Origin of the sequence: Mesorhizobium sp. M0518 (assembly GCF_040321125.1) — a bacterium.
In the GTDB taxonomy this organism is placed as follows: domain Bacteria; phylum Pseudomonadota; class Alphaproteobacteria; order Rhizobiales; family Rhizobiaceae; genus Mesorhizobium.
Genome location: NZ_JAMYQY010000007.1, coordinates 211,207 through 233,461, shown reverse-complemented (window position 1 = coordinate 233,461; position 22,255 = coordinate 211,207). Strand labels below are relative to the sequence as shown.

At 63.1% G+C, this 22,255-nt stretch carries 21 protein-coding genes; 14 read left to right on the top strand and 7 right to left on the bottom strand.

Annotated features, from left to right (window positions below; all coding sequences use genetic code 11):
- The first annotated feature begins 103 nt into the window (after positions 1–103).
- Both NKI66_RS12885 and NKI66_RS12880 read left to right on the top strand, forming a co-directional pair.
- Positions 104–1,693 carry a trimethylamine methyltransferase family protein gene (locus NKI66_RS12885; protein WP_352751792.1) on the top strand — a complete coding sequence of 530 codons (1,590 nt, stop codon included), beginning with the start codon at positions 104–106 and terminating at the stop codon, positions 1,691–1,693.
- A 115-nt stretch (positions 1,694–1,808) separates the two neighbouring features.
- On the top strand, positions 1,809–3,038 hold the full coding sequence (locus tag NKI66_RS12880) for an aromatic ring-hydroxylating oxygenase subunit alpha (protein ID WP_352751790.1): 1,230 nt from the start codon (positions 1,809–1,811) through the stop codon (positions 3,036–3,038).
- A 46-nt stretch (positions 3,039–3,084) separates the two neighbouring features.
- Here the strand turns inward: NKI66_RS12880 and NKI66_RS12875 are convergent, their stop codons facing one another.
- From NKI66_RS12875 to NKI66_RS12860, 4 genes are all read right to left on the bottom strand, one after another.
- Complete coding sequence (locus tag NKI66_RS12875) at positions 3,085–3,483, bottom strand: hypothetical protein (RefSeq protein WP_352751788.1); 399 nt, start codon at positions 3,481–3,483, stop codon at positions 3,085–3,087.
- Positions 3,484–3,546: 63 nt separating this feature from the next.
- Entirely contained in the window at positions 3,547–4,935 is a 1,389-nt protein-coding gene (gene chrA / locus NKI66_RS12870) for a chromate efflux transporter (protein WP_352751786.1), read from the bottom strand.
- The gene (locus tag NKI66_RS12865) at positions 4,932–5,750 is read right to left on the bottom strand and encodes a chromate resistance protein ChrB domain-containing protein (protein ID WP_127290063.1); all 819 of its coding nucleotides are present in this window, start codon (positions 5,748–5,750) and stop codon (positions 4,932–4,934) included. The genes chrA and NKI66_RS12865 overlap by 4 nt, the downstream gene beginning before the upstream one ends.
- Positions 5,751–6,000: 250 nt before the next feature.
- Entirely contained in the window at positions 6,001–7,806 is a 1,806-nt protein-coding gene (locus tag NKI66_RS12860) for an IlvD/Edd family dehydratase (RefSeq protein ID WP_023811496.1), read from the bottom strand.
- A 146-nt stretch (positions 7,807–7,952) separates the two neighbouring features.
- Between NKI66_RS12860 and NKI66_RS12855 the strand changes: the two genes are divergently transcribed.
- On the top strand, positions 7,953–8,402 hold the full coding sequence (locus NKI66_RS12855) for an SRPBCC family protein (RefSeq protein ID WP_127256475.1): 450 nt from the start codon (positions 7,953–7,955) through the stop codon (positions 8,400–8,402).
- Between the two features lie 15 nt (positions 8,403–8,417).
- Here the strand turns inward: NKI66_RS12855 and NKI66_RS12850 are convergent, their stop codons facing one another.
- Positions 8,418–9,599: an Mrp/NBP35 family ATP-binding protein gene (locus NKI66_RS12850; protein ID WP_128304844.1), complete on the bottom strand. Its 1,182-nt coding sequence runs from the start codon at positions 9,597–9,599 to the stop codon at positions 8,418–8,420.
- Between the two features lie 268 nt (positions 9,600–9,867).
- On the opposite strand from NKI66_RS12850, the gene NKI66_RS12845 reads away from it, so the two are divergent.
- On the top strand, positions 9,868–10,245 hold the full coding sequence (locus NKI66_RS12845; RefSeq protein WP_023811693.1) for a VOC family protein: 378 nt from the start codon (positions 9,868–9,870) through the stop codon (positions 10,243–10,245).
- Between the two features lie 11 nt (positions 10,246–10,256).
- Here NKI66_RS12845 and NKI66_RS12840 read toward each other — a convergent pair whose 3' ends face one another.
- Positions 10,257–11,261: an inorganic phosphate transporter gene (locus tag NKI66_RS12840; RefSeq protein ID WP_352751784.1), complete on the bottom strand. Its 1,005-nt coding sequence runs from the start codon at positions 11,259–11,261 to the stop codon at positions 10,257–10,259.
- Between the two features lie 3 nt (positions 11,262–11,264).
- Positions 11,265–11,906 (bottom strand): DUF47 domain-containing protein, encoded by a 642-nt coding sequence (locus NKI66_RS12835; protein WP_023811691.1) that lies wholly within the window; start codon positions 11,904–11,906, stop codon positions 11,265–11,267.
- A gap of 154 nt (positions 11,907–12,060) precedes the next feature.
- Here NKI66_RS12835 and NKI66_RS12830 point away from each other — a divergent pair, with 154 nt between their 5' ends.
- The 10 genes from NKI66_RS12830 (at position 12,061) to NKI66_RS12785 (ending at position 22,213) form a co-directional block, all read left to right on the top strand.
- Complete coding sequence (locus tag NKI66_RS12830) at positions 12,061–12,975, top strand: LysR family transcriptional regulator (RefSeq protein WP_013528010.1); 915 nt, start codon at positions 12,061–12,063, stop codon at positions 12,973–12,975.
- Positions 12,976–13,150: 175 nt separating this feature from the next.
- A complete protein-coding gene (locus NKI66_RS12825) occupies positions 13,151–13,630 on the top strand; it encodes a formate dehydrogenase subunit gamma (RefSeq protein WP_023811689.1) in 480 nt (159 codons plus the stop codon).
- Entirely contained in the window at positions 13,627–15,183 is a 1,557-nt protein-coding gene (locus NKI66_RS12820) for a formate dehydrogenase beta subunit (protein ID WP_352751783.1), read from the top strand. Before NKI66_RS12825 ends, NKI66_RS12820 begins: the two co-directional genes overlap by 4 nt.
- A gap of 10 nt (positions 15,184–15,193) precedes the next feature.
- Complete coding sequence (gene fdhF, locus NKI66_RS12815; protein WP_352751781.1) at positions 15,194–18,106, top strand: formate dehydrogenase subunit alpha; 2,913 nt, start codon at positions 15,194–15,196, stop codon at positions 18,104–18,106.
- An 84-nt stretch (positions 18,107–18,190) separates the two neighbouring features.
- Positions 18,191–18,391: a thioredoxin domain-containing protein gene (locus NKI66_RS12810; RefSeq protein ID WP_155930580.1), complete on the top strand. Its 201-nt coding sequence runs from the start codon at positions 18,191–18,193 to the stop codon at positions 18,389–18,391.
- Positions 18,391–19,218, top strand: a complete 828-nt coding sequence (fdhD, locus tag NKI66_RS12805) for a formate dehydrogenase accessory sulfurtransferase FdhD (RefSeq protein WP_128304839.1) — start codon at positions 18,391–18,393, stop codon at positions 19,216–19,218. Before NKI66_RS12810 ends, fdhD begins: the two co-directional genes overlap by 1 nt.
- Positions 19,208–19,519: a formate dehydrogenase subunit delta gene (locus NKI66_RS12800; RefSeq protein WP_352610808.1), complete on the top strand. Its 312-nt coding sequence runs from the start codon at positions 19,208–19,210 to the stop codon at positions 19,517–19,519. The genes fdhD and NKI66_RS12800 overlap by 11 nt, the downstream gene beginning before the upstream one ends.
- A gap of 112 nt (positions 19,520–19,631) precedes the next feature.
- Positions 19,632–21,185: an alpha/beta fold hydrolase gene (locus tag NKI66_RS12795; RefSeq protein WP_352719599.1), complete on the top strand. Its 1,554-nt coding sequence runs from the start codon at positions 19,632–19,634 to the stop codon at positions 21,183–21,185.
- Between the two features lie 108 nt (positions 21,186–21,293).
- Entirely contained in the window at positions 21,294–21,773 is a 480-nt protein-coding gene (locus NKI66_RS12790) for a carboxymuconolactone decarboxylase family protein (protein WP_023811682.1), read from the top strand.
- Positions 21,774–21,850: 77 nt separating this feature from the next.
- Positions 21,851–22,213 (top strand): nuclear transport factor 2 family protein, encoded by a 363-nt coding sequence (locus NKI66_RS12785; protein ID WP_023811681.1) that lies wholly within the window; start codon positions 21,851–21,853, stop codon positions 22,211–22,213.
- The last annotated feature ends 42 nt before the right edge of the window (positions 22,214–22,255 follow it).

Genomic DNA, 22,255 nt, shown 5'->3' with positions numbered 1-22,255 from the left:
AGGATGGGCCTCTGCCGGCGGCATAGTCGGCGCCAGGGGAAGAAGCAGGCCGATGGTGGACCAACCGCCACGAGTTCCCTGCCGACGAAGGTGGAGTGCTTCCATGCCAATGGCTGTCGAACAGCAGGACACGCCGGCGGACCGTCGTCCACAACGCTCCGGTCTTCGCGAAACAGGACATGCCATGCGATCATCTCCCCTGGTGGAGGATACCAGACCACAGCACAAGACCATCGAGGGCGGCGGCTACGGGCCGCTGCGCGGGGATGACCGCGAGCGTATCCACGAAGGCGTGCTGACGCTTCTGGAGACAGTGGGTTTCGCCAACGCCATTCCTTCCTGCATAAAGGTACTGACCAAGGTGGGGGCGGTCCATGGCGACGATGGCCGGGTCCGCTTTCCGCGCGCGCTCGTGCTCGACACCATCAAGCGGGCGGCACGACATTTCACACTTCATGGCCAGGCCCCCAGGCACGATATGGTGGTCCAGGGCAAGCGCGTGCACTACGGCACGGCAGGCATCGCCGTGCACCTGGTGGATATCGAAAAGCGCGAGTACCGCGAGTCCAAGCTGCAGGATATTTATGATGCCGCCCGCATCGTCGATGGGCTGGACAACATCCATTTCTTCCAGCGGCCGATGGTGGCGCGCGACATCGCCGATCCGCTCGAGATGGATTTCAACACGCTTTATGCCTGTGTGATGGGAACCTCGAAGCACGTCGGAACATCCTTCACCGTGCGTGAGAACGTGAAGCCTGCGCTTGAAATGCTGTACGCCATCGCCGGCGGCGAGGAGAATTTCCGTGCCCGGCCGTTCGTTTCCAACTCCAACTCATTCGTCGTGCCGCCAATGAAGTTCGCCGAGGATGCCTGCGGCGTGCTTGAGGCCTGCGTCGAAGGCGGCATCCCGATCCTGCTGCTGTCGACCGGCCAGTCCGGCACCACGGCACCCGCGGCGATGGCCGGCGCCGTCGTGCAGGCAGTGGCCGAAGTGCTGGCCGGCCTGGTCTATGTCAACGCGCTCAAGCCCGGCCATCCGGCGATCTTCGGCGCCTGGCCGTTCATGTCGGACCTGCGCACCGGCGCCATGGCGGGCGGGTCGGCCGAGCAGTCGGTGGCAACGGCGGCCTGTGCCCAGATGGCGCAATTCTACGACCTGCCCGGCGGCTCCGCCGCCGGCATGACGGATTCGAAATTGCCCGATATTCAGTCCGGCTACGAAAAGGGTATCACCAATGTGATGGCCGGCCTCTCCGGCCTCAACCTCGTCTACGAGGCGGCCGGCATGCATGCCTCGCTGCTCGGCTTCTGCCTGGAGAGCCTGGTCATCGACAACGACATGCTCGGTCATTGCCTGGGCTGCGCGCGTGGCATCGACGTGACTGACGAGGCCCTGTCGATCGACAGCATCGCCGAGGTCTGCCTCAAGGGCCCGGGCCACTATCTCGACAACGAACAGACGCTCAAGCTGATGCAGACCGAGCACTTCTATCCCGCCCTCGGCGATCGTTCCTCGCCGAAGGAATGGAACGAAAAAGGCCGGCCTGATATATTGCTGCGTGCGATCACCGAGAAGAAACGCATTCTTGCCGAACGGTTTCCGCGCCACGTGCCAAAACAAGTCGACGACAGATTGCGTGCCCGCTTCGGCAACCTGATCCACCTGCCGCGCACGCAAATGGGCGGCTGACCGGAGACGAGTTCGTGCAGCCATACAGCCACCACCCGGAGCCAATTCAGGACGGAAAACCGCTTCACACCTTTCCTGAAATTGCTCTGGGGACAACCATCGGGCAGAACGACAAATGAGTGTGCATCCTATCCAGCAAGCCCACACAGACGGCGACGCGATCGATCGGCTGGTGGCATCTCATCGGCCAGGTCACGGCCTGGTGCGTGCCTTCTATCATGACCAGGCAATCTTCGAGCGCGACATGGAACGTGTCTTTCGCCGCCACTGGCACTGCCTGGCCCATGCCAGCGTCATCGCGAACCCGGGCGATTTCGAGCTGTTCAAACTGGGCGACGAGGCGGTCATCCTGACACGCGGCATGGATGGCACCGTGCATGCCATGCTCAATGTCTGCCGCCACCGCGGCGCCGAGGTCTGCACCAAGGAAAAGGGCAACGCGAAGATGTTCGTGTGCCCCTACCACGCCTGGAGCTATTCCAATGACGGCTCATTGCGCGCTGCCCGCCTGATGCCGAAGGATTTCGACCGCACGGCGCACGGGCTGAAGAAGCTTCATGTCCGCGTCGCCTCCGGGCTTGTCTTCATTTCCTTCGCCGAGACGCCGCTCGATTTCGATCCGATCGAACAGTCGCTGCGCACGAGCTGCGGCCAATATGGTTGGGGCGACGCCAAGGTGGCGTATCGTCAGTCCTATCCGCTCGACGCGAACTGGAAGCTGGCCGTCGAGAACTATGTAGAATGTTACCATTGCGGACCGGCGCATCCGGAATATTCGCAGACGCATGCGCTGGAAAAACCGGCCGAGATGATCGAGCAGCTCAATGCGGCGATGGAGCAGCGCACCTGCGCGCTCGGCATCGAGATCGGCAGCGCCAACCGCTGGCAGAACTCGGCGGCCGGTCAGGAAGCAATCGACACCTTCCGCTACGCGCTCTATGACGGCGTTTCGAGCGGCAGCCAGGACGGCTCTCCGGTGGCCCCGCTGATGGGCCGCTTCACCGACTATGACGGTGGCGTCACTTCCATCCATCTCGGCGGCACGACCTTTCTCGTCTGCTATCCCGATCACGGCATGATCTACCGATTCATCCCGAAAACGGCTGGTACATGCGAGATGGAACTGATCTGGCTGGTGCGCGGCGACGCGGTCGAGGGACAGGACTACGATCTGGAGAAGCTGACCTGGCTGTGGAAGATCACCACAGAAGAGGACAAGAAGATCATCGAGCACACCGCGCGCGGCGTGCGCTCGCACTATTTCGTGCCCGGACCTATCGCGCCCATGGAATACAACGAACTGCGCTACATCGGCTGGTATCTCGAGGAGATCAGCCGGGCCTGAACGGCTCGGCTGCCTTGGGAGAATCAGGCAGATCCTGCCTTTCGCGTCATTCCGCGCTGAGCCCGTATCGGTCGACGACTTCGGGGTTGATGAGCTTGGCATGCAGTGTCATCAGCACGATCTGCGCGTCGAGGCTGTCGCCGGTTTCAAGCGCCGCCTCGATGCGGCGCTCGGCTTCCAGCGTCCGCTGATGGCCATTGGCTTGCTCGAAGGTTTCGGAACCCGCGATGCAATAGCTGCATAATTGTGCCACCGACGCATAGGTACCCCGTGGCGGCTCGTCGGGCCAGCGATCCTTCATGAGATTGACCAGGGTAAGCTTCACGCCCTCCGGCACAAGGGCTGGATGCAGATCCGCGCCGCGCAATGCATCGTCGAGCTGCCTCAAGTCGCCCGAGCGGCCGAACATTCCGAGGAAGCCGAGGGAAGAGCGCCGTCCGGCCATGATGTTTCCTTCCGTTCCAGCCCACTTAGGTGGTGGGCAAGCGAATTACAAAGGCGGTGCTATCTAACCAGCCGCCGCCAGCAAGACCCCTGCAAGGGCGGATAGCGCGAGTGTCGGCAGCATGCCGATCTTCAGCTTCAGGATGGCGATCATGGCGGCACCCGAAAGCAAGGCCGCACGCCAGTCGATCGACGAAAGCACCGGCACATTCATGCCAAGACCCGTCGCATGCACCTCACGGAAGATGACGTGCAAGCCAAACCATAGGGCCAGATTCATAATCACCCCGACAATTGCGGCGGTGATCGCGCCCAGTGCGGCCGACAGTGCCTTGTTGCCGCGCAACGCCTCGATGTAGGGCGCCCCGAGGAATATCCAGAAAAAGCAGGGCGTGAACGTCACCCACAGGGTGAGCAACGCCCCCAGCGATCCGGCAAGCAACGGGTCCAGCGAGCCGGAGTGGCGGAACGCGGCGATGAAGCCGACGAACTGCAGCACCAGGATGAGCGGCCCCGGCGTCGTTTCGGCAAGCCCAAGGCCATCAACCATTTCACCAGGGGCCAGCCAGCCGAAGGACTGGACGGCTGCCTGCGCGACATAGGCAAGCACCGCATAGGCGCCACCGAAGGTGACGACAGCCATGAGACTGAAGAACTGGCCTATCTCGGTCCAGACGCTTGCAGAGCCGGTGAACCACCAGATCAAAAGAACAGGCCCGAGCCAGAGCGGCAGCCAGATGGCGACGGTGCGCGGCGCATGCCATTTGGTCGGTTTGACATGGGCGAGTTCGCCGCGTTCGAACATCAGGTCGACCGCTCCCTTGAAGTCGGCAACATCGTCCTTGCCATGGGCCGAGCCGGAAAACAGGCCGGGAGCAATGCGATCCCCCAGCCATCCCGTCAGGCCGGCGAACAAGACGATGAGTGGAAACGGCACATTCAACGCATAGATGGCGATGAACGCCGCGACCGCGATCGACACCATGACCCGGTTCTTGAGGGCGCGCCGTCCGATCCGGATCACCGCCTCGATGACGATGGCAAGCACCGCCGCCTTCACCCCGAAAAACAGCGCCGCGACGAGTGGCATGTCGCCGTAGAGCATGTAAAGGCTGCTCAAGACGAGCATGACCAGCGCGCCCGGCACGACGAACAGGATGCCGGCGACAAGGCCGCCGATCGTCCTGTGCAGCAACCAGCCGACATAGATGGCGAGTTGCTGGGCTTCCGGGCCAGGCAGCAACATGCAGTAGTTCAACGCATGCAGGAAGCGCTGTTCACCGATCCAGCGCCGGTCCTCGACCAGCTCCTTGTGCATCAGCGCGATCTGCCCGGCAGGTCCGCCGAAGCTGAGCAATCCGATCCTCGCCCAGACCTTCGTGGCTTCCGCGAAGGTCGGCGCAGCCGGCGGCTCGACGGCCACCGCCTTGTTGTCGGGGACAAGAATGGTCATGACGGCTTACCCGCAGCGGGCCAGTTGTGCGTTTCTTCGGTGGCGTCGCGACACCAGCGGAAGAACGCGTCGTAGAGCAGCATGCCTGCTTCCAGTTGTTCCAGATCGTCGCGGTACATACGCGACAGACCCAGCGAGGCAGCCAGAAAACCGGCCGCCTGGGGCACCAAGTCGAGGCTTGCGGTGTCGGCCGCGCGCACGATTACGGCGAGGCGATCGAGCGCCTCGGATTCCAACCCGAACTCCTCGATCATCGTGTCGAAGGTGCAGCGTTCGCCACGATGGCTCCAGAACACATTGTCGATGTCGAACGGCACGGCCTGAAAGCGGTCGGCAACAGCCAATACTTCAGCGGGCTCGACAAACAGGAACACCGCGTCGGGGTCGAGGAAACGCCGGATCAGCCATGGGCAAGCGATGCGGTCGACCTTCGGGCGCGATCGCGTCACCCAGACGGTGGCGCCCTTTTCATTGCGCGGCGGCATTTTGGCGGTGCGGACCAGAAGTCCCCCGGCATCGCGCCAGGCCTCAAACCCGCTTTCAAGGGATTCGGCTGATATCCCCTCATGGCGCAGCCATGCAACGACGCCTTGCGAGAGCTTTTGCCCCTTCTGGCATACGACGGCCACCGGCTTGCCGGCGAATGCGGCCGCCCAGGTCGAAACGGTTTTGAAATCGCGCCGGCACGAAGCCGGCAACAGGCGCGGGTCGGCGTCGAAATCGTCATCGATGCGAACATCGATAATGACAGGCGCGCCCGGCAGACCGATGAGCCGGGACAGTTGCGATACAGTGATAGCGGTTGTTGACGGCATGGCGTCCACCTCCTGGAAGAGAAGCTTGGACGCGAACGTTGGGCTGACGCCTCACGGGGTCGTCGCGATGCACCCCTTGTCATGATGGTGGATTTGTTGGGCGCGCTTGTCAAGGACGGTGACCGTTCTCGACCTACCCGGCAACACGCTGACCGGAAAACCGACGGCGGCTTGATTTGATCAAGCCGCCATCCGTCGATCCAGAATCAATGATTGTCCCCGGAGCAATCAGTGATTGTCCCCGGAGCAATCAGTGATTGTCTCTGGGAACGCCGCTGGTGTGCGCGACGTCCTGATACTTCACCGCCGGCTTCAGCACCATTCCCTCCGAGAACTGCGCGACCATGCCGCGCTGGATCTCCTGCCAGGGTGTCTGGTGCTTGGGATAGTGGAAGCCACCATTGTTCTGCAGTTCGGCGCGGCGCCGGGTGATCTCGTCGTCGGTAACGAGGATGTCGGCCGTGCCCTTGCGCAAGTCGATGCGGACCCTGTCGCCCGTCTTGAGCAGCGCCAGTCCGCCGCCGATCGCCGCTTCCGGCGAGGCGTTGAGGATCGATGGCGAACCCGACGTACCCGACTGGCGGCCGTCCCCGATGCAAGCGAGCGCGTGGATGCCCTTCTTGATGAGATAGGCCGGCGGCTGCATGTTGACGACTTCGGCACCGCCTGGATAGCCGACCGGGCCAGCGCCGCGCATGAACAGGATGGTGTGTTCGTCGATGCCTTGCGCCGGGTCGTCGATGCGGGCGTGGTAATCCTCCGGCCCATCGAAAACCATGGCGTTGCCTTCGAAAGCCTCGGGATCCTTGGGGTTGGAGAGATAGCGTTCGCGGAATTCCGGCGAGATGCCGCTGGTCTTCATGATCGCCGAATCGAACAGATTGCCCCGAAGATTGATGAAGCCGGCATTGGCCTTCAGCGGCTTGGCGACAGAGCGGATGACGTCGGGATTTTCGTTGGCGACGCCCTCGCTATTCTCACCGATCGACTTGCCGTTGACGGTGCGCGCGCCGGGATGCGGCAACAGCCCGCCCTTCATCAGTTCGGCGATGACCGCCGGCACGCCGCCGGCATGGTGGTAGTCCTCGCCAAGGTATTCGCCCGTCGGCTGCAAATTGACCAGTAGCGGCACATTGAGGCCGACCGTCTGCCAGTCGTCATTGTCGAGCTTGACTCCGAGGTGGCGCGCGATGGCGTTGAGATGGATCGGCGCGTTGGTCGAGCCGCCAATGGCCGAATTGACGACGATGGCATTCTCGAAAGCCTCTCTCGTCATGATGTCGGACGGCTTCAGATCCTCATGCACCATCTCGACGATGCGCTTTCCGGTCTCATAGGAAATCTGGCCGCGCTCGCGGTAGGGCGCGGGAATCGCGGCCGAGCCCGGCAACTGCATGCCAAGCGCTTCGGCCAGCGAGTTCATCGTGGTGGCGGTGCCCATGGTGTTGCAATAACCGGTGGACGGCGCCGACGAGGCGACGATGTCCATGAACTCGTCATAATCGATCTCGCCGGCCGACAGGCGCTGGCGCGATTCCCAGACGATGGTGCCGGAGCCGGTGCGCTTGCCCTTGTGCCAGCCATTGAGCATCGGCCCGACCGACAGCGCGATCGCCGGGATGTTGACGGTGGCCGCCGCCATCAGCAGCGCCGGCGTCGTCTTGTCGCAACCGATGGTGAGCACGACGCCATCGAGCGGATAGCCGTAGAGCACTTCGACAAGGCTGAGATAGGCAAGGTTGCGGTCAAGTGCCGCGGTCGGGCGCTTGCCGGTCTCCTGGATCGGATGGCAGGGGAATTCGAAAGGAATGCCGCCCATCGAGACGATGCCTTCGCGCACACGCTTAGCGAGTTCGATATGGTGACGGTTGCAAGGCGACAGATCCGAGCCGGTCTGTGCGATGCCGATCAGCGGCTTGCCGGACATCAGTTCGGCGCGCGTCAGGCCGTAATTGAGATAGCGCTCGAGATAGAGCGCCGTCATGCCCGGATTGTCGGGATTGTCGAACCACTCCTGCGAGCGAAATTTTTTCTTGTGGGTTGGGGCGCCTGCCATCATGGTCTCCGTATTTGTAAGACAAATCGATATGGCAACGCGCGGGAGCAGGCAAGAGGGCGTGCGGTCGCAACCGGACTTTGGTGCGATAGACACGCACCAAGCCGTGCGTTACGGGTTCCGACAGTCTTGTCCGGGAGGTTTTCATGGCTTTGGTGATCGAAGGCGAGGAGCGCATTGCCGCACCGCTGCAAAAAGTGTGGGAAGCGCTGAACGATCCCGAGGTCTTGAAGGCGACCATTCCCGGCTGCCAGAGCCTGGAGATGAAGTCGCCGACCGAGATGGCGGCAACCGTGGTGGTGAAGATCGGACCGATCAAGGCGACATTCAACGGCGAAGTGACGCTGAAGAACCTGAAGCCGCCGCACTCCTACACCATCCAGGGCGAAGGCAAGGGCGGCATTGCCGGCTTCGCCAAGGGTGGTGCCGACGTGACGCTGACGGCAGATGGACCTGACGCCACGATATTGAACTACGCGGCCAAGGCCGATGTCGGCGGCAAGATCGCCCAACTCGGCAGCCGGCTGATCGAATCGACCTCGAAGAAACTGGCCGGACAGTTTTTTTCGTCGTTCGGCGAAAAGGTCGGCGGCTGAGCCCTCAAGCGGGCGTCACTCGAACACAATACTCGGCACCGCCGCTGCCGCCGCGCCACGCTCTTCATTGACCCGGTCCCAGACCTTCGAAGCGATGTCGCGATAGATTTTCGCCTCGGCGCCGTCAGGCTTCGAGACGACAACCGGCGTGCCGGCATCCGAACTTTCGCGGATGCCCATCTCGAGCGGCACTTCGCCAAGGAAGGTGACGCCGAGGCGCTCGGCCTCGCGGCGCGCGCCGCCATGGCCAAAGATGTCGTAGCGCTTGCCGGTGTCCGGGGCGATGAAATAGCTCATGTTCTCGACGATGCCGAGCAACGGGACGTCGACCTTCTTGAACATGTTGAGGCCTTTTCGCGCGTCGATCAGGGCCAGATCCTGTGGCGTCGAGACGATGACAGCACCAGCCAGCGGCACCTGCTGGGCCATGGTCAGTTGCGCGTCGCCGGTACCGGGCGGCATGTCGACGACGAGCACGTCGAGACGGCCCCATTCGACCTCGCGCAGCATCTGCGTCAGCGCCGACATCACCATCGGGCCGCGCCAGATCATCGGCGTTTCCTCGTCGACGAGGAAGCCCATCGACATCACCTTCAGGCCGTAATTCTCCATCGGTTTCAGGATCTTGCCGTCGACGGTCTGCGGCCGTCCGTGGATGTTGAGCAGCCTGGGCATGGACGGTCCGTAGATGTCGGCATCCAGCACGCCGACGCGCAAGCCGTTGGCGGCGAGGCCGAGCGCGATGTTGACGGCGGTGGTCGACTTGCCGACGCCGCCCTTGCCGGAGGCAACGGCAATGATCGCCTCGATACCGGGCACGCCACGCTTGCCCGAGCTGTGCGAGGCCGGTGCGTGCGGAGTCGCACGCGCCGCGGCGGCAGCGGGCTGAGCCGGCGGCGCGGGCCTGGGTGCGGGGCGCGAGGGAACCGGCGCCTCCATGCCGCCGCCCTTCTTTTCGGCCGTCAGCGCGACGACGGCGCCGGCGACACCGGGGATCGCCTTGACGACACGCTCGGCGGCAGCGCGCAGCGGCTCCATCTCCTGGGCGCGGGCGGCGGGAACGGTAATCGAGAAGAAGACCTTCCCGTCGGCGATGAAAATTTCCGAAACCATGCCGAGGTCGACGATGTTGCCGGTGAAATCCGGCCCGTTGACCGTCTTCAGACGCTCGGTGACGATTTCCTTGGTGACGGACATGGCAGTTTTTCCTTACGCAGCTTGCGCCTGAGATGCAGCTTGCACCTGAGATAATGCAGTTTCCGGACAGAACCAAGCCGTGGAGCAATGGCTGTCTTGGCGTGCCTGAAAAAGCGGCGGGTCCTGTCGGATTTCATCCGCGCCAAACGTCTTCCAGATAATCGAGCGCCGATGCGGCCAACAATCAGGTCAAGCGACAGTCGTCAAACGATCGCGGCGACCTATTTCGGTGACCAGCACGGGCCGACAACCAGGAAAGGAGACCATCATGCTCGCAAACAGCAACGCAACGGCAAATCTGGCGGTAAGCGACCTGGCAAAGGCCAAGGCTTTCTACGAGGGAACGCTTGGCCTGCAACAGGTGCACGATGAGGGCGGCGAACTGATCGTCTACAAAAGTGGCGATACCACCCTCAACGTCTATCATTCCCAATTTGCCGGAACCAACAAGGCGACAGCGGTGACCTGGATGGTTGGCGACGGGATCGGCGATATCGTCAAGGCGCTGAAGTCGAAGGGCGTCGCCTTCGAGCACTATCAGATGCCGGGCCTGACACTGGAGGGCGATATCCACGTCGGTTACGGAATGAAGGTCGCCTGGTTCAAGGATCCAGACGGCAACATCCTGAACCTTGTGGACAGGTAGATTTCCTCACCTCACCTCGCCAGGCCAACCGCGAGGTAGGTGAGCGCCGAAATCAAAGCGGTGGCCGGCAGGGTGACGATCCAGGCAATGACGATATTGCCGGCAATGCCCCAGCGCACGGCCGAGACGCGGCGGGCGGCGCCGACGCCGATGATGGCGCCGGTGATGGTGTGCGTGGTCGATACGGGAATTCCGAGCCAGGTGGCGGCAAACAGCGTGATCGCCCCACCGGTCTCGGCGCAAAAACCCTGCATCGGGTTCAGCCGGGTGATCTTCGAGCCCATGGTGTGGACGATGCGCCAGCCGCCGAACAACGTACCGAGCGCCAGCGCCGTCTGACAGGTGAGCACGACCCACAGCGGCACATAGAAAGTCGCGCCGAGCATGCCTTGCGAATAGAGCAGCACGGCAATGATGCCCATGGTCTTCTGGGCGTCATTGCCGCCGTGCCCGAGGGAATAGAGCGAGGCGGAAAAGAACTGCATGACGCGGAAGGTGCTGTCGACCGCAAACGGTGTCTGGCGCACGAAGAGCCAGGAAACGGCAAGGATCAGGACAAGAGCCAGGACAAAGCCGGTCGCTGGCGACAAGACGATTGCCGCAACCGTCTTGCCAAGCCCTGTCCAGACGATGGCGCCCACGCCTGCCTTTGCCACACCGGCGCCGACCAGACCGCCAATCAGCGCGTGCGAGCTGCTCGACGGGATGCCGGCGATCCAGGTGACGATGTTCCAGACGATGGCGCCGACGAGCGCTGCAAAGATCACCGCCGGGGTGACGATGCTGACGTCGATGATACCCTTGCCCACGGTCTCGGCAACGTGGAGGCCGAAGAACATGAAGGCGATGAAATTGAAGAATGCCGCCCACAGCACCGCATATTGCGGCCGCAGCACGCGGGTGGAAACGATGGTGGCGATGGAATTGGCGGCATCGTGCAGGCCGTTGAGAAAGTCGAAGAACAGTGCGACGGCGACGAGGCCGGCCAGCACGGGAAAGGCAATGGTGGCTTCCATCACCTAGACATTCTCAATGACGATGCCGCTGATCTCGTTGGCGACGTCCTCGAAGCGGTCGACCACCTTTTCCAGCTGGCCATAAATCTCTGAGCCGATCATATAGGCCATCGGATCGCTGCTGCCGTGCTTCCTGAAGAGATCCTTCAGCCCTTGCTCATGCAGGTCGTCGGCCCGGCTTTCGACGCGCATTACCTCTTCGGCGATGGCGTTGAGGCGCACAGTATGCGTCGCGACCTTGCTGAGCAGCGGGATCGCCTCGGCCACCAGCTTGGCGGCGGCGACGATGACGCCACCCATTTCCTGCATCAGCGGATCGAACTCCTTGCGCTCGAACAGCTTCACCGTCTTGACCGTCTTGTGCATCATATCGATGGCATCATCCATCGACTGGATCAGGTCCTTGATGTCGCCGCGATCGAAAGGCGTGATGAAGGAGCGCCGCACCGCCAGCAGGACTTCCGCGGTGATGTGGTCGGCCTCATCTTCGAGATCGATGATTTTCTGGCACCAGAGGTCGATATCCCTGCCCTGGAGAAGTTGCTCCAGCGCCTCGGCACCGCCGACCACGGTGCGCGAATGTCGTTCGAACAGGTCGAAGAAGCGATCTTCGCGCGGCAAAAGCTTGCGGAACCAGCCCAGCATGGTCGATCTCCCAGTTTCATCCACATAGCGCCGCATCGCGCCGCGGGAAATAGGTAGCCGGCTTAAAGGTGTGGATGCCGGGCAATTGTGCGTGGTGCTTGCGGTAGAGCACAATTTCCCCGACCTTGCAGCGAACGACCGGAAAGATCGCATAATGATCGACAAGCTGGAATTCTTCATCGCGCTCGCCAGGGAGGAGCATTTCGGCCGGGCGGCGGAGGTGTGCGGTGTCACCCAACCGACGCTCTCGGCCGGCATCAAGCAGTTGGAAGGCCAGCTTGGCGTCATGCTGGTTCTGCGCGGCTCACGCTTCCAGGGGCTGACGCCGGAGGGAAAACAGGTGCTGGTGTGGGCACGCCGCATCGTCGGCGACACCAGAACCATGCGCGAGGAAATGCGCGCGGCGCGCCACGGACTTTCCGGCCGTATCCGCATCGCCGCCATCCCGACGGCGCTCGCCATGCTGCCGCGGCTGACGACGCCGTTTCGCGAAAAGCATCCCGGCGTCACCTTTTCGGTGCTGTCGCGGACCTCGATCGAGGTGCTGTCGCTGCTCGGCAATTTCGACATCGATGCCGGGATCACCTATCTCGACAACGAGCCGCTGGGGCGGGTGACCAGCGTGCCGCTCTATGACGAGCGCTACCAACTGATCACCGCGATGGGGAATCCCTATTCCGACCGCGACAAAGTGACATGGGCGGAGCTCTCGAGCCTGCCGCTGTGTCTGTTGACGCCGGACATGCAGAACCGCCGCATCATCGATCAGCATCTGGCCGAAGCCGGCGTGCAGGTGCGACCGACGCTGGAATCCAATTCGATGATCGTGCTGTTTTCGCACATCCGCACCGGCAAATGGTCGTCGATCATGCCGCTCAACCTTGCGGAAACATTCGGCTTTTCCGAGCCGATCCGGGCCATTCCGATCATCGAGCCAGATGCCAGCCACACGGTCGGCCTGGTGGCGACACCGCGCGAACCGCACACACCTTTGGTCTCGGCGCTGCTGGACGAGGCAATGGCGCTGGCGGACGATTTCCACGCCAACCGTTCCGCTAGACAGGGTTAGTCAAACGGAACGATAGAAAATTTCTATCGTACAACGAAACCGCTTTATTGATTTCAGAGGTTTTCTCTGGTTTCTTAAGCACTTAGCGATAAAGCGGCACGCGCATGTCGTTGTTCCAAAACAGCTTGATGCTCTTGGCCGATATGTATGGTCGCTACGATAGGGAGGGCGCTGCATGACAATGCAGCCTGCAAGTACCGAGATTACGTCGCGCACGGCCGCGATCATCCAGGAGATGAAGGGCCTCGAAGGCCCATTGCTGCCGATCCTTCACGGCATCCAGGAAGAGTTCGGCCATGTGCCCAAGGATGCGCTGCCGGTCATCGCCGAGGCGCTGAACATTTCCAGGGCCGAGGTGCACGGCGTCGTCAGCTTTTATCATGATTACCGCAGCCACCCGGCAGGCAGGCATGTGCTGAAGCTCTGCCAGGCGGAATCCTGCCAGTCGATGGGTTCGGACGCCATCGCCGCCAAGCTGAAGCAATTGCTGGGCATCGGTTTCCATGAGACGACCCGCGACGGTTCGGTGACGCTGGAGCCGGTCTATTGTCTCGGCCTGTGCGCCTGTTCGCCCGCCGCAATGCTGGATGGCGAGGTGATCGGGCGGCTCGATGACGAGAAGCTCGACGAGATCGTTGCAGAGGTGCGCTCATGATCCCGCGTATCTACATTCCAGGCGATTCCGGTGCGCTGGCGCTGGGCGCCGAAAAGGTCGCCAAGGCGATCGCCGGCGAACTCGCCGAGCGCGGCATCGAAGCCAAGATCGTGCGTAACGGTTCGCGCGGCGCCTATTTCCTCGAGCCTATGGTCGAAGTCGCGACAGCCAATGGCCGCGTCGCCTATGGGCCGGTCAAACCATCCGACGTCAAAGGCCTGTTCGACGGCGGCTTTCTCACCGGCGGCCACCACAAACGCTGGCTGGGCACGCCGGACAAGATCCCCTTCCTGGCCAAGCAGACGCGGCTGACCTTCGCGCGCTGCGGCGTCACGGATCCGCTTTCGCTCGAATCCTACAAGAAGCATGGCGGGTTGAACGGACTGACGAACGCGCTGGCGCTGACGCCTGCCGCCATCGTCGCCCAGGTTACCGAGTCGGGCCTGCGCGGGCGCGGCGGCGCCGGCTTCCCGACCGGCATCAAGTGGAAAACGGTGCTCGATGCCGCAGGCGACCGCAAATACATCGTCTGCAACGCCGACGAAGGCGATTCGGGCACCTTCGCCGATCGCATGATCATGGAGGGCGATCCCTTCGTGCTGATCGAAGGCATGACGATCGCCGGTATAGCCACGGGCGCGACGAAGGGCTTCGTCTATGTCCGCTCGGAATATCCGCATGCGGTGGCGATGATGAACAAGGCCGTCGAGATCGCCCGCAAGGCTGGCGTTCTTGGCGCCAGCGTGCTGGGCTCACCCTACGCTTTCGACATGGAGATCCGGGTCGGCGCCGGCGCCTATGTCTGCGGCGAGGAGACGGCGCTGCTCGATTCGCTCGAGGGCAAGCGCGGCATGGTTCGGGCAAAGCCACCGCTGCCGGCTCACAAAGGGCTGTTCGGCAAGCCGACGGTGATCAACAACGTCATCTCGCTGGCCTCGGTGCCTGTCATCATGGACAAGGGTGCGGCCTACTACAAGGATTTCGGCATGGGCCGCTCGCGCGGCACGATCCCGATCCAGATCGCCGGCAACGTCAAATATGCCGGTCTGTTCGAAGCCGCTTTCGGCATGACGCTGGGCGAGATCGTCGACGAGATCGGCGGCGGCACGGCCACAGGGCGCCCCGTCAAGGCCGTGCAGGTCGGCGGGCCGCTCGGCGCCTATTTCCCGCGCGCGCTGTTCGACACGCCATTCGATTATGAAGCCTTCGCCGCCAAGGACGGGCTGATCGGCCATGCCGGCATCGTGGTGTTCGACGACACCGCCGACATGCTGAAACAGGCGCGCTTTGCCATGGAGTTCTGCGCCATCGAAAGCTGTGGCAAATGCACGCCCTGCCGCATCGGCTCGACGCGCGGGGTTGAGACCATCGACAGAATAGTTGCGGGCATTGAGCCGGAGAAGAACCTCGCTCTGGTCACCGATCTCTGCAACACGATGAAGTTTGGTTCGCTCTGCGCGCTGGGCGGCTTCACGCCCTATCCCGTGATGAGCTCGATCACCCATTTCCCCGACGACTTCAAGCCAGCGCCCGTGCGCGTGGCTGCCGAATAGGAGCTGGCAGATGAACATCAAGGCCGACTTCCCCTCCCTCGTCGAAGAGATCGACTACGGAACCCCCCAATCGAAGGCGCAGAAGCAGGTCACGCTGAACGTCGACGGGCGCAGCATCACCGTGCCGGAAGGCACCTCGATCATGCGTGCGGCCATGGAGGGCGGGGTCGAGATCCCGAAGCTTTGCGCCACCGACATGCTGGACTCCTTCGGGTCGTGCCGTGTCTGCCTTGTCGAGATCGAAGGACGTGGCGGCACGCCGGCGTCCTGCACGACGCCCGTCGGCGAAGGCATGATCGTGCGCACGCAGACCGAGCGGCTCGACGCCATTCGCCGAGGCGTCATGGAACTCTACGTCTCCGACCATCCGACCGGCTGGAACGAACAGGCCGGAACCGGCGCCAGCGAGTTCGATGCAATGGCGAAGTCGATCGGCCTGATCGAGAACCGCTACGGCATCGAAGGTCGCAACCACGTCAAGCCGGAAGGTGGCGTGGCGCCCGGCCATGGCTCGCTGGCGGTCGACTACATCGCCCGCGACGAGTCCAACCCCTATTTCACCTATGATGCCTCGCAATGCATCGTCTGCTCGCGCTGCGTGCGGGCCTGCGAAGAGGTGCAGGGCACCTTCGCGCTGACCATCGAGGGACGAGGCTTCGAATCCCGGGTTTCGGCGGGGATGCACGAGGCGTTCATCGATTCGGAATGCGTGTCCTGCGGCGCCTGCGTCCAGGCCTGTCCAACCGATGCGCTGCGTGAGAAGACGGTGCTTGCCAAGGGCCTGCCGGAGCGCTCCGCCGTCACCACCTGTGCCTATTGCGGCGTCGGCTGCTCATTCAAGGCCGAGGTGAAGGGTGACGAAGTCGTTCGCATGATGCCCTATAAGGAGGGCAAGGCGAACCACGGCCATTCCTGCGTCAAGGGCCGTTTCGCCTATGGCTATGCCACCCACAAGGACCGCGTCCTGTCGCCGATGATCCGGGAAAAGGTCACCGACCCGTGGCGCGAGGTGAGTTGGGAAGAGGCGATCGCCCATACGGCCAAGGAATTCCGCCGCATCCAGTACCAGTATGGACGCACCTCGATCGGCGGCATAACCTCCTCGCGCTGCACCAATGAGGAAACTTACCTAGTCCAGAAGATGGTGCGGCAAGGTTTCCGCAACAACAATGTCGACACCTGCGCACGAGTCTGCCATTCGCCGACGGGCTACGGGCTCGGCCAGACCTATGGCACCTCCGCTGGCACGCAGGATTTCGATTCCGTCGACTTCACCGACGTCGCCGTCATCATCGGCGCCAATCCGGCTTCCGCCCACCCGGTGTTCGCCTCGCGGCTGAAGAAGCGGCTGCGCCAGGGCGCCAAGCTGATCGTGCTCGATCCGCGCCGCACCGAGATGGTCAAGTCGGCCCATATCGAAGCGGATTACCACCTGCCGCTGAAGCCCGGCACCAATGTGGCCGTGCTGACGGCGCTGGCGCATGTGATCGTCACCGAGGGCCTGTTCGACGAAGCCTTCATCCGCGAACGCTGCGACTGGACGGAGTTCCAGGATTGGGCATCGTTCGTCGCCTTGCCGGAAAACAGCCCCGAAACCGTCGGCAAATTGTCCGGCGTCGATCCCGAGCTGATCCGCGGTGCTGCGCGTCTCTACGCCACCGGCGGCAACGGCGCGATCTATTACGGCCTCGGCGTGACGGAACACAGCCAGGGTTCGACCACTGTGATGGCAATCGCCAATCTCGCCATGGCCACCGGCAATATCGGCCGGCCCGGCGTCGGCGTGAACCCGCTGCGCGGCCAGAACAACGTGCAGGGCTCCTGCGACATGGGCTCCTTCCCGCACGAACTGCCCGGCTACCGCCACATCTCCGGCGAAGCCGTGCGCGATATCTATGAGACCTTGTGGGGCGTGAAGCTGGACGACGAACCCGGCCTGCGCATCCCCAACATGCTGGACGCCGCCGTCGACGGCAGCTTCAAGGGCATCTACATCCAGGGCGAAGACATTCTGCAGTCCGATCCCGACACCAAGCATGTCGCCGCCGGCCTTGCCGCGATGGAATGCGTCGTCGTGCACGACCTGTTCCTCAACGAGACCGCAAACTATGCGCATGTCTTCCTGCCGGGCTCGACTTTCCTGGAGAAGGACGGCACCTTCACCAACGCCGAGCGCCGCATCAACATGGTGCGCAAGGTTCTTGAGCCGAAGGCGCGCTACGCCGATTGGGAGGCGACGCAGGAGCTTGCCCGCGCGATCGGGCTGGACTGGAACTATCAGCATCCCTCGGAGATCATGGACGAGATCGCGATGACGACGCCGAGCTTTGCCGGCGTCTCCTTCGAGTTGCTCGACCGCGTAGGATCCGTGCAATGGCCCTGCAACGAGAAGGCGCCGCTCGGCACCCCGATCATGCACATCGATGCGTTCGTGCGCGGCAAGGGCAAGTTCATCCGGACCGAATATGTGGCGACGGACGAAAGGACGGGGCCGCGCTTCCCGCTGCTGCTCACCACCGGCCGCATCCTGTCGCAGTACAATGTCGGCGCGCAGACCAGGCGCACCGACAACAGCATGTGGCACTCGGAGGACCGGCTAGAGATCCACCCGCACGATGCCGAGAACCGCGGCTTGCGCGACGGCGACTGGGTCCGGCTGACGAGCCGCTCGGGCGAAACGACGCTGCGCGCGCTGATCACCGACCGGGTGTCGCCCGGTGTGGTCTACACGACGTTCCACCATCCGGACACGCAGGCCAACGTCATCACCACCGACTTCTCGGACTGGGCGACGAACTGTCCGGAATACAAGGTGACGGCGGTGCAGGTCGGCGCCTCCAACGGACCGTCGGAATGGCAGCGCGACTATGACGAGCAGGCCAAGCAGAGCCGGCGCATCGCGAAGCTGGAAGCGGCGGAATAGCTTTTGGGAACCTCGCTTTCGATAAAATGAGGGCGACGTTGCAATGACGGAGGAACAAAGGTGACTCGAAAGGAAGCCTACGAAATGCTCCTTCGCCTTTGTGAGAAGCAAGGCGCCGATCTGGATCGCTTCCTAAGTGATATTCAGGGACATGCTGCCAAAGAGGATTTCGAAAAGCTTCGGAGCATCGTCGGCAAGATAATGGGCAACGGACACTACGAGGCGTTTGAAGCCATTGCCCATGATGTTCCCGAATTGGCGCCTGTTTGGATGAAGCGAACCTGATGCGTACCCGCCAGCCTCTCAGCCAAATTTCCCGCTTGGCGCATCGCGCCAGCGGCACGGCTGCTGCCGACCGCATGGTGCCGGAAGAGACGCCGGTGGCGTTCTCCTTTGCCGGCACCACCCACGCCGTGATGATGGCGAGCCCGGCCGACTTCGAGGATTTCGCGCTCGGCTTCTCGCTGACCGAAGGCATCATCTCGTTACCGGATGAGATCGAAGCGATCGAGGTCGAGGACCATGGCGCCGGCATCGACATCCAGATCCGGCTGAAGGACCGAGCCAACACTCGTTTTGAAGCGCGGCGGCGAAGGCTCGCCGGCCCGGTCGGCTGCGGGCTCTGCGGCATCGAATCGATCGAGGAAGCAATGCGCTCGGTCGATGCGGTTGGTGCTTCAAAGCTTACGCTTGATGCCGACGACATTGTCCGTTCGGTCAAGCTTCTGTCGAAAGTGCAGCCGCTGCACACCGAGACCGGAGCCGTGCACGCCGCCGGCTTCTATGTACCTGGCAAGGGCATCGTCATGGCGCGCGAAGATGTCGGCCGTCACAATGCGCTCGACAAGCTGGCCGGCGCGCTGGCCAAAGCCCGCATCGACGGCGCATCCGGTGCTGTCGTGGTGACATCCAGGGTTTCGGTTGAAATGGTGCAGAAGACGGCTTCTATCGGCTCGGCCTTCATCATCGCCGTCTCGGCGCCGACCGCACTTGCCATCCGCACGGCGCAAGAGGCCGGCATGACGCTGGTGGCGCTGGTTCGCGGCGACGATTTTGATATTTTCACCCACCCCGACCGGGTGGTTTGCGGAGTTGCCAAGCATGTCGCATGACGAAGAACACATTATGAGCACCGCCGACAAGCTGGTGCGCATGGCAAACCAGATCGCCGATTTCTTCCATTCCAAGCCGCGCGAGGAAGGCATTGCCGGCGTCGCCGAGCACATCAACAAGTTCTGGGAGCCGAGGATGCGGCGGCAGTTCTTCGAAATGCTGGACGACGGCACCGGGAACTTCAACGAGTTGGTGGTGGCCGCCTCCGCCAGGATCAGGCGGCCGATCACGCCGGCTGCGGCCGACCTCAAACTCGGACTCGAGCCCTCCCCTGCCGATGTCGCCGCCTCGCAGGAATAGTCGCCAAGCCGCGCCGGCTTATATTCTCCATCGCTAAAGTTTAGCTGCGGCAATCTGCGCTGTTCTGCTATGGTTTGACGACCAGAAATCGTCAGGCCGGGGTGGAAATCTCGTGAGGCCGATCGAGACGCGATACGCCCGTAGCGGCGATGTGCGGATCGCCTATCAGGTGGTCGGGCAGGGATCGTTCGATCTCGTCTTCGTGCCGGGTTTCATTTCCAACCTCGACCTGCACTGGGAAGACGAGGGCTATACCAGGCTCTTGAAGCGGCTTTCGGCATTCTCGCGGCTGATCCTGTTCGACAAGCGCGGCACCGGTCTTTCCGACCGCGTCGACGCGCATAACCTGCCCAGTCTCGAAACGCGGATGGACGATGTGCGCGCGGTTATGGACGCCGCCGGCAGCGGCCGTGCAGCCCTGCTCGGCTCCTCCGAAGGCGCGCCGATGGCGATGCTGTTCGCCGCCACCTATCCGGAGCGGACGCGAGCTCTGGCGCTCTATGGCGGCTATGCGCATTTCCACAAATGGGTGATGTCGCGCGAACGCCTCGACGCTTTCATCGAGATGGCGGAGACAGCCTGGGGCACCGGCGCCACGCTGCCCCATTTCGCGCCGAGCCGGGTCGACGACGCGCATTTCGCTCAGTGGTGGGCACGTTTCGAACGATTATCGGCGAGCCCGACTTCGGCGGCGGCGCTGTGGCGCATGAACGCCGACGTCGACATCCGCCATATCCTGAGCGTGATCAGCGCGCCGACGCTTGTGATACATCGCCGCAACGATGCGCGGGTCGACCCCGATGCCAGCCGCTTCCTTGCGCAAAAGATTCCCGATGCCCGGCTCGTCGAGATTCCGGGACGCGATCATCCGATCTGGACCGGCGATGTCGATGGGGTGGCCGACTTGATCGAGGAATTCCTGACCGGCGAGCGCGCCGTAGGCGAAGTGGACCGTGTGCTGGCGGCGCTGCTGGTGACACGCATCTACGACACGGCGCGGCTCGGCGACCGCATGTGGAGCGAACGCAGCCAACGCTTTCAGGAAACCTGGCAGCTGCTGGTCGGGCGCCATGGCGGGCGCTCTGTGGGCCTGCAGGGCGAGTTGATGATTTCGCGCTTCGATGGCCCGGCACGCGCCATTCGCTGCGCGGCGGCGCTGCGCGAGGCGGCGCAGGAAATCGGCGTGGCAAGCGCGCAAGGGGCGCATGTCGGCGAGATCGAAGTGCGCGGTCCGCCCGTTGGGATGACGGCGCGGGTGGCGATGCAACTAGCCGCCCATGCCGGCCGCGGCGACATTATCGCGTCGCGTCTGATCGCCGATCTAGCGGCTGGGTCGGGCCTGCATTTCACCGACGCCGGGCGCATCAGCGTCGACGAGTTGGAGGAGCCGTTGGCGCTGGTCCATGCGACGTCCGAACAACACCTGGAACCCGCCTGCCGGCCCAAACCCAAGGCTGCCGAGCCTGCCGCATTGACGGCGCGCGAAACCGAGGTGGTGAGCCTCGTCGCCGACGGCAAGAGCAATGCCGCGATCGCCGCCGAATTGAGGCTGAGCGAACACACGGTCAAGCGCCATGTCGCCAACATACTGCTCAAGCTGGACCTGCCGTCGCGGGCGGCGGCGGCGGCGTTCTCAGTCAGGCACCCTGGCCCGCACGGGCCATGAGAGCCATGGCGCTTTCGGGCGAAGCGGCCAAGGGCGGCTAGGCGCTATCAATTCTCCCATGCAGGCCAGGCGGATGTCGCCGGAAAGGTGCTGCGAACGGAGGAGGAAATGCTGACGTCGAACCAAACACTCAAATCGCTTGTGATAGCGGCAGGCATTGGAGCGCTGTTCGCCATCGCTCCGGCAAAGGCCGAGGATGCGTCCGCGGCGGCGACCTACAAGGACATTGAGGCGACGCTCGGCTCGGTGCCGGACATGTTCAAGACGTTGCCGGATGTGGCCGTCGCCGGCGCCTGGGCCGAGATCAAGGGCGTGCAGCTCAACCCGAAGACGGCGCTTGACGGCAAGACCAAGGAACTGCTGGGCCTCGCCGTCGCAGCACAAATCCCGTGCCAGTATTGCATCTATTTCCACACCGAGGCGGCCAGGCTCAACGGCGCCAGCGACGAGGAGATCAAGGAGGCGGTGGCGATGTCCGCGATCGTGCGCCACTGGTCGACGATGCTCAACGGCAGCCAGGTCGATCTGACGACCTTCAAGAAGCAGGCCGACGACGTGTTCGCGGCCGTCAAGGCGAAGTCGCAGTAAAAACCACTGCCTGGCGACAAGCGCCGGGCAGCACTTCGACCATCAACCGCCCGGAAGACGGGCCAATGGAGAATGACATGCTGACCAAGACCCAAACAGTGGATGGCGCGGCGATCAAGAAGGCCATCGAAACCCGTGATGGAAAGATGCTGTCGAGCTTCTACGCCGACGACGCGCTGGTGCGGGTGATCGACCGCAACAACCCGCCGAGCAAGCCGCGTGAAATCCGCGGGCGCGCCGCGATCACCACATTCTGGGACGACATCTGCAGCCGCGCGATGACCCACAAGGTCGATACCACCATCGCCGACGGCGACAGTCTCGCCTTCACCCAGGCCTGCGCCTATCCGGACGGCACCAAGGTGTTCTGCGCGGCGATGCTGGAGCTGAAGGACGGGCGGATCGCAAGGCAGACCGTCGTGCAGGCCTGGGACGAGTAGACCAACAGCCGGTGGATCAATCGCGGCCTGGGCCGCAAAGCT

Excerpts from the sequence above, each read along its gene's own strand:
- NKI66_RS12885 (WP_352751792.1), top strand. The coding sequence starts at position 104 with ATGCCAATGGCTGTCGAACAGCAGGACACGCCGGCGGACCGTCGTCCA.
- NKI66_RS12880 (WP_352751790.1), top strand. The coding sequence starts at position 1,809 with ATGAGTGTGCATCCTATCCAGCAAGCCCACACAGACGGCGACGCGATC.
- NKI66_RS12875 (WP_352751788.1), bottom strand. The coding sequence starts at position 3,483 with ATGGCCGGACGGCGCTCTTCCCTCGGCTTCCTCGGAATGTTCGGCCGC.
- chrA (WP_352751786.1), bottom strand. The coding sequence starts at position 4,935 with ATGACCATTCTTGTCCCCGACAACAAGGCGGTGGCCGTCGAGCCGCCG.
- NKI66_RS12865 (WP_127290063.1), bottom strand. The coding sequence starts at position 5,750 with ATGCCGTCAACAACCGCTATCACTGTATCGCAACTGTCCCGGCTCATC.
- NKI66_RS12860 (WP_023811496.1), bottom strand. The coding sequence starts at position 7,806 with ATGGCAGGCGCCCCAACCCACAAGAAAAAATTTCGCTCGCAGGAGTGG.
- NKI66_RS12855 (WP_127256475.1), top strand. The coding sequence starts at position 7,953 with ATGGCTTTGGTGATCGAAGGCGAGGAGCGCATTGCCGCACCGCTGCAA.
- NKI66_RS12850 (WP_128304844.1), bottom strand. The coding sequence starts at position 9,599 with ATGTCCGTCACCAAGGAAATCGTCACCGAGCGTCTGAAGACGGTCAAC.
- NKI66_RS12845 (WP_023811693.1), top strand. The coding sequence starts at position 9,868 with ATGCTCGCAAACAGCAACGCAACGGCAAATCTGGCGGTAAGCGACCTG.
- NKI66_RS12840 (WP_352751784.1), bottom strand. The coding sequence starts at position 11,261 with ATGGAAGCCACCATTGCCTTTCCCGTGCTGGCCGGCCTCGTCGCCGTC.
- NKI66_RS12835 (WP_023811691.1), bottom strand. The coding sequence starts at position 11,906 with ATGCTGGGCTGGTTCCGCAAGCTTTTGCCGCGCGAAGATCGCTTCTTC.
- NKI66_RS12830 (WP_013528010.1), top strand. The coding sequence starts at position 12,061 with ATGATCGACAAGCTGGAATTCTTCATCGCGCTCGCCAGGGAGGAGCAT.
- NKI66_RS12825 (WP_023811689.1), top strand. The coding sequence starts at position 13,151 with ATGACAATGCAGCCTGCAAGTACCGAGATTACGTCGCGCACGGCCGCG.
- NKI66_RS12820 (WP_352751783.1), top strand. The coding sequence starts at position 13,627 with ATGATCCCGCGTATCTACATTCCAGGCGATTCCGGTGCGCTGGCGCTG.
- fdhF (WP_352751781.1), top strand. The coding sequence starts at position 15,194 with ATGAACATCAAGGCCGACTTCCCCTCCCTCGTCGAAGAGATCGACTAC.
- NKI66_RS12810 (WP_155930580.1), top strand. The coding sequence starts at position 18,191 with ATGCTCCTTCGCCTTTGTGAGAAGCAAGGCGCCGATCTGGATCGCTTC.
- fdhD (WP_128304839.1), top strand. The coding sequence starts at position 18,391 with ATGCGTACCCGCCAGCCTCTCAGCCAAATTTCCCGCTTGGCGCATCGC.
- NKI66_RS12800 (WP_352610808.1), top strand. The coding sequence starts at position 19,208 with ATGTCGCATGACGAAGAACACATTATGAGCACCGCCGACAAGCTGGTG.
- NKI66_RS12790 (WP_023811682.1), top strand. The coding sequence starts at position 21,294 with ATGCTGACGTCGAACCAAACACTCAAATCGCTTGTGATAGCGGCAGGC.
- NKI66_RS12785 (WP_023811681.1), top strand. The coding sequence starts at position 21,851 with ATGCTGACCAAGACCCAAACAGTGGATGGCGCGGCGATCAAGAAGGCC.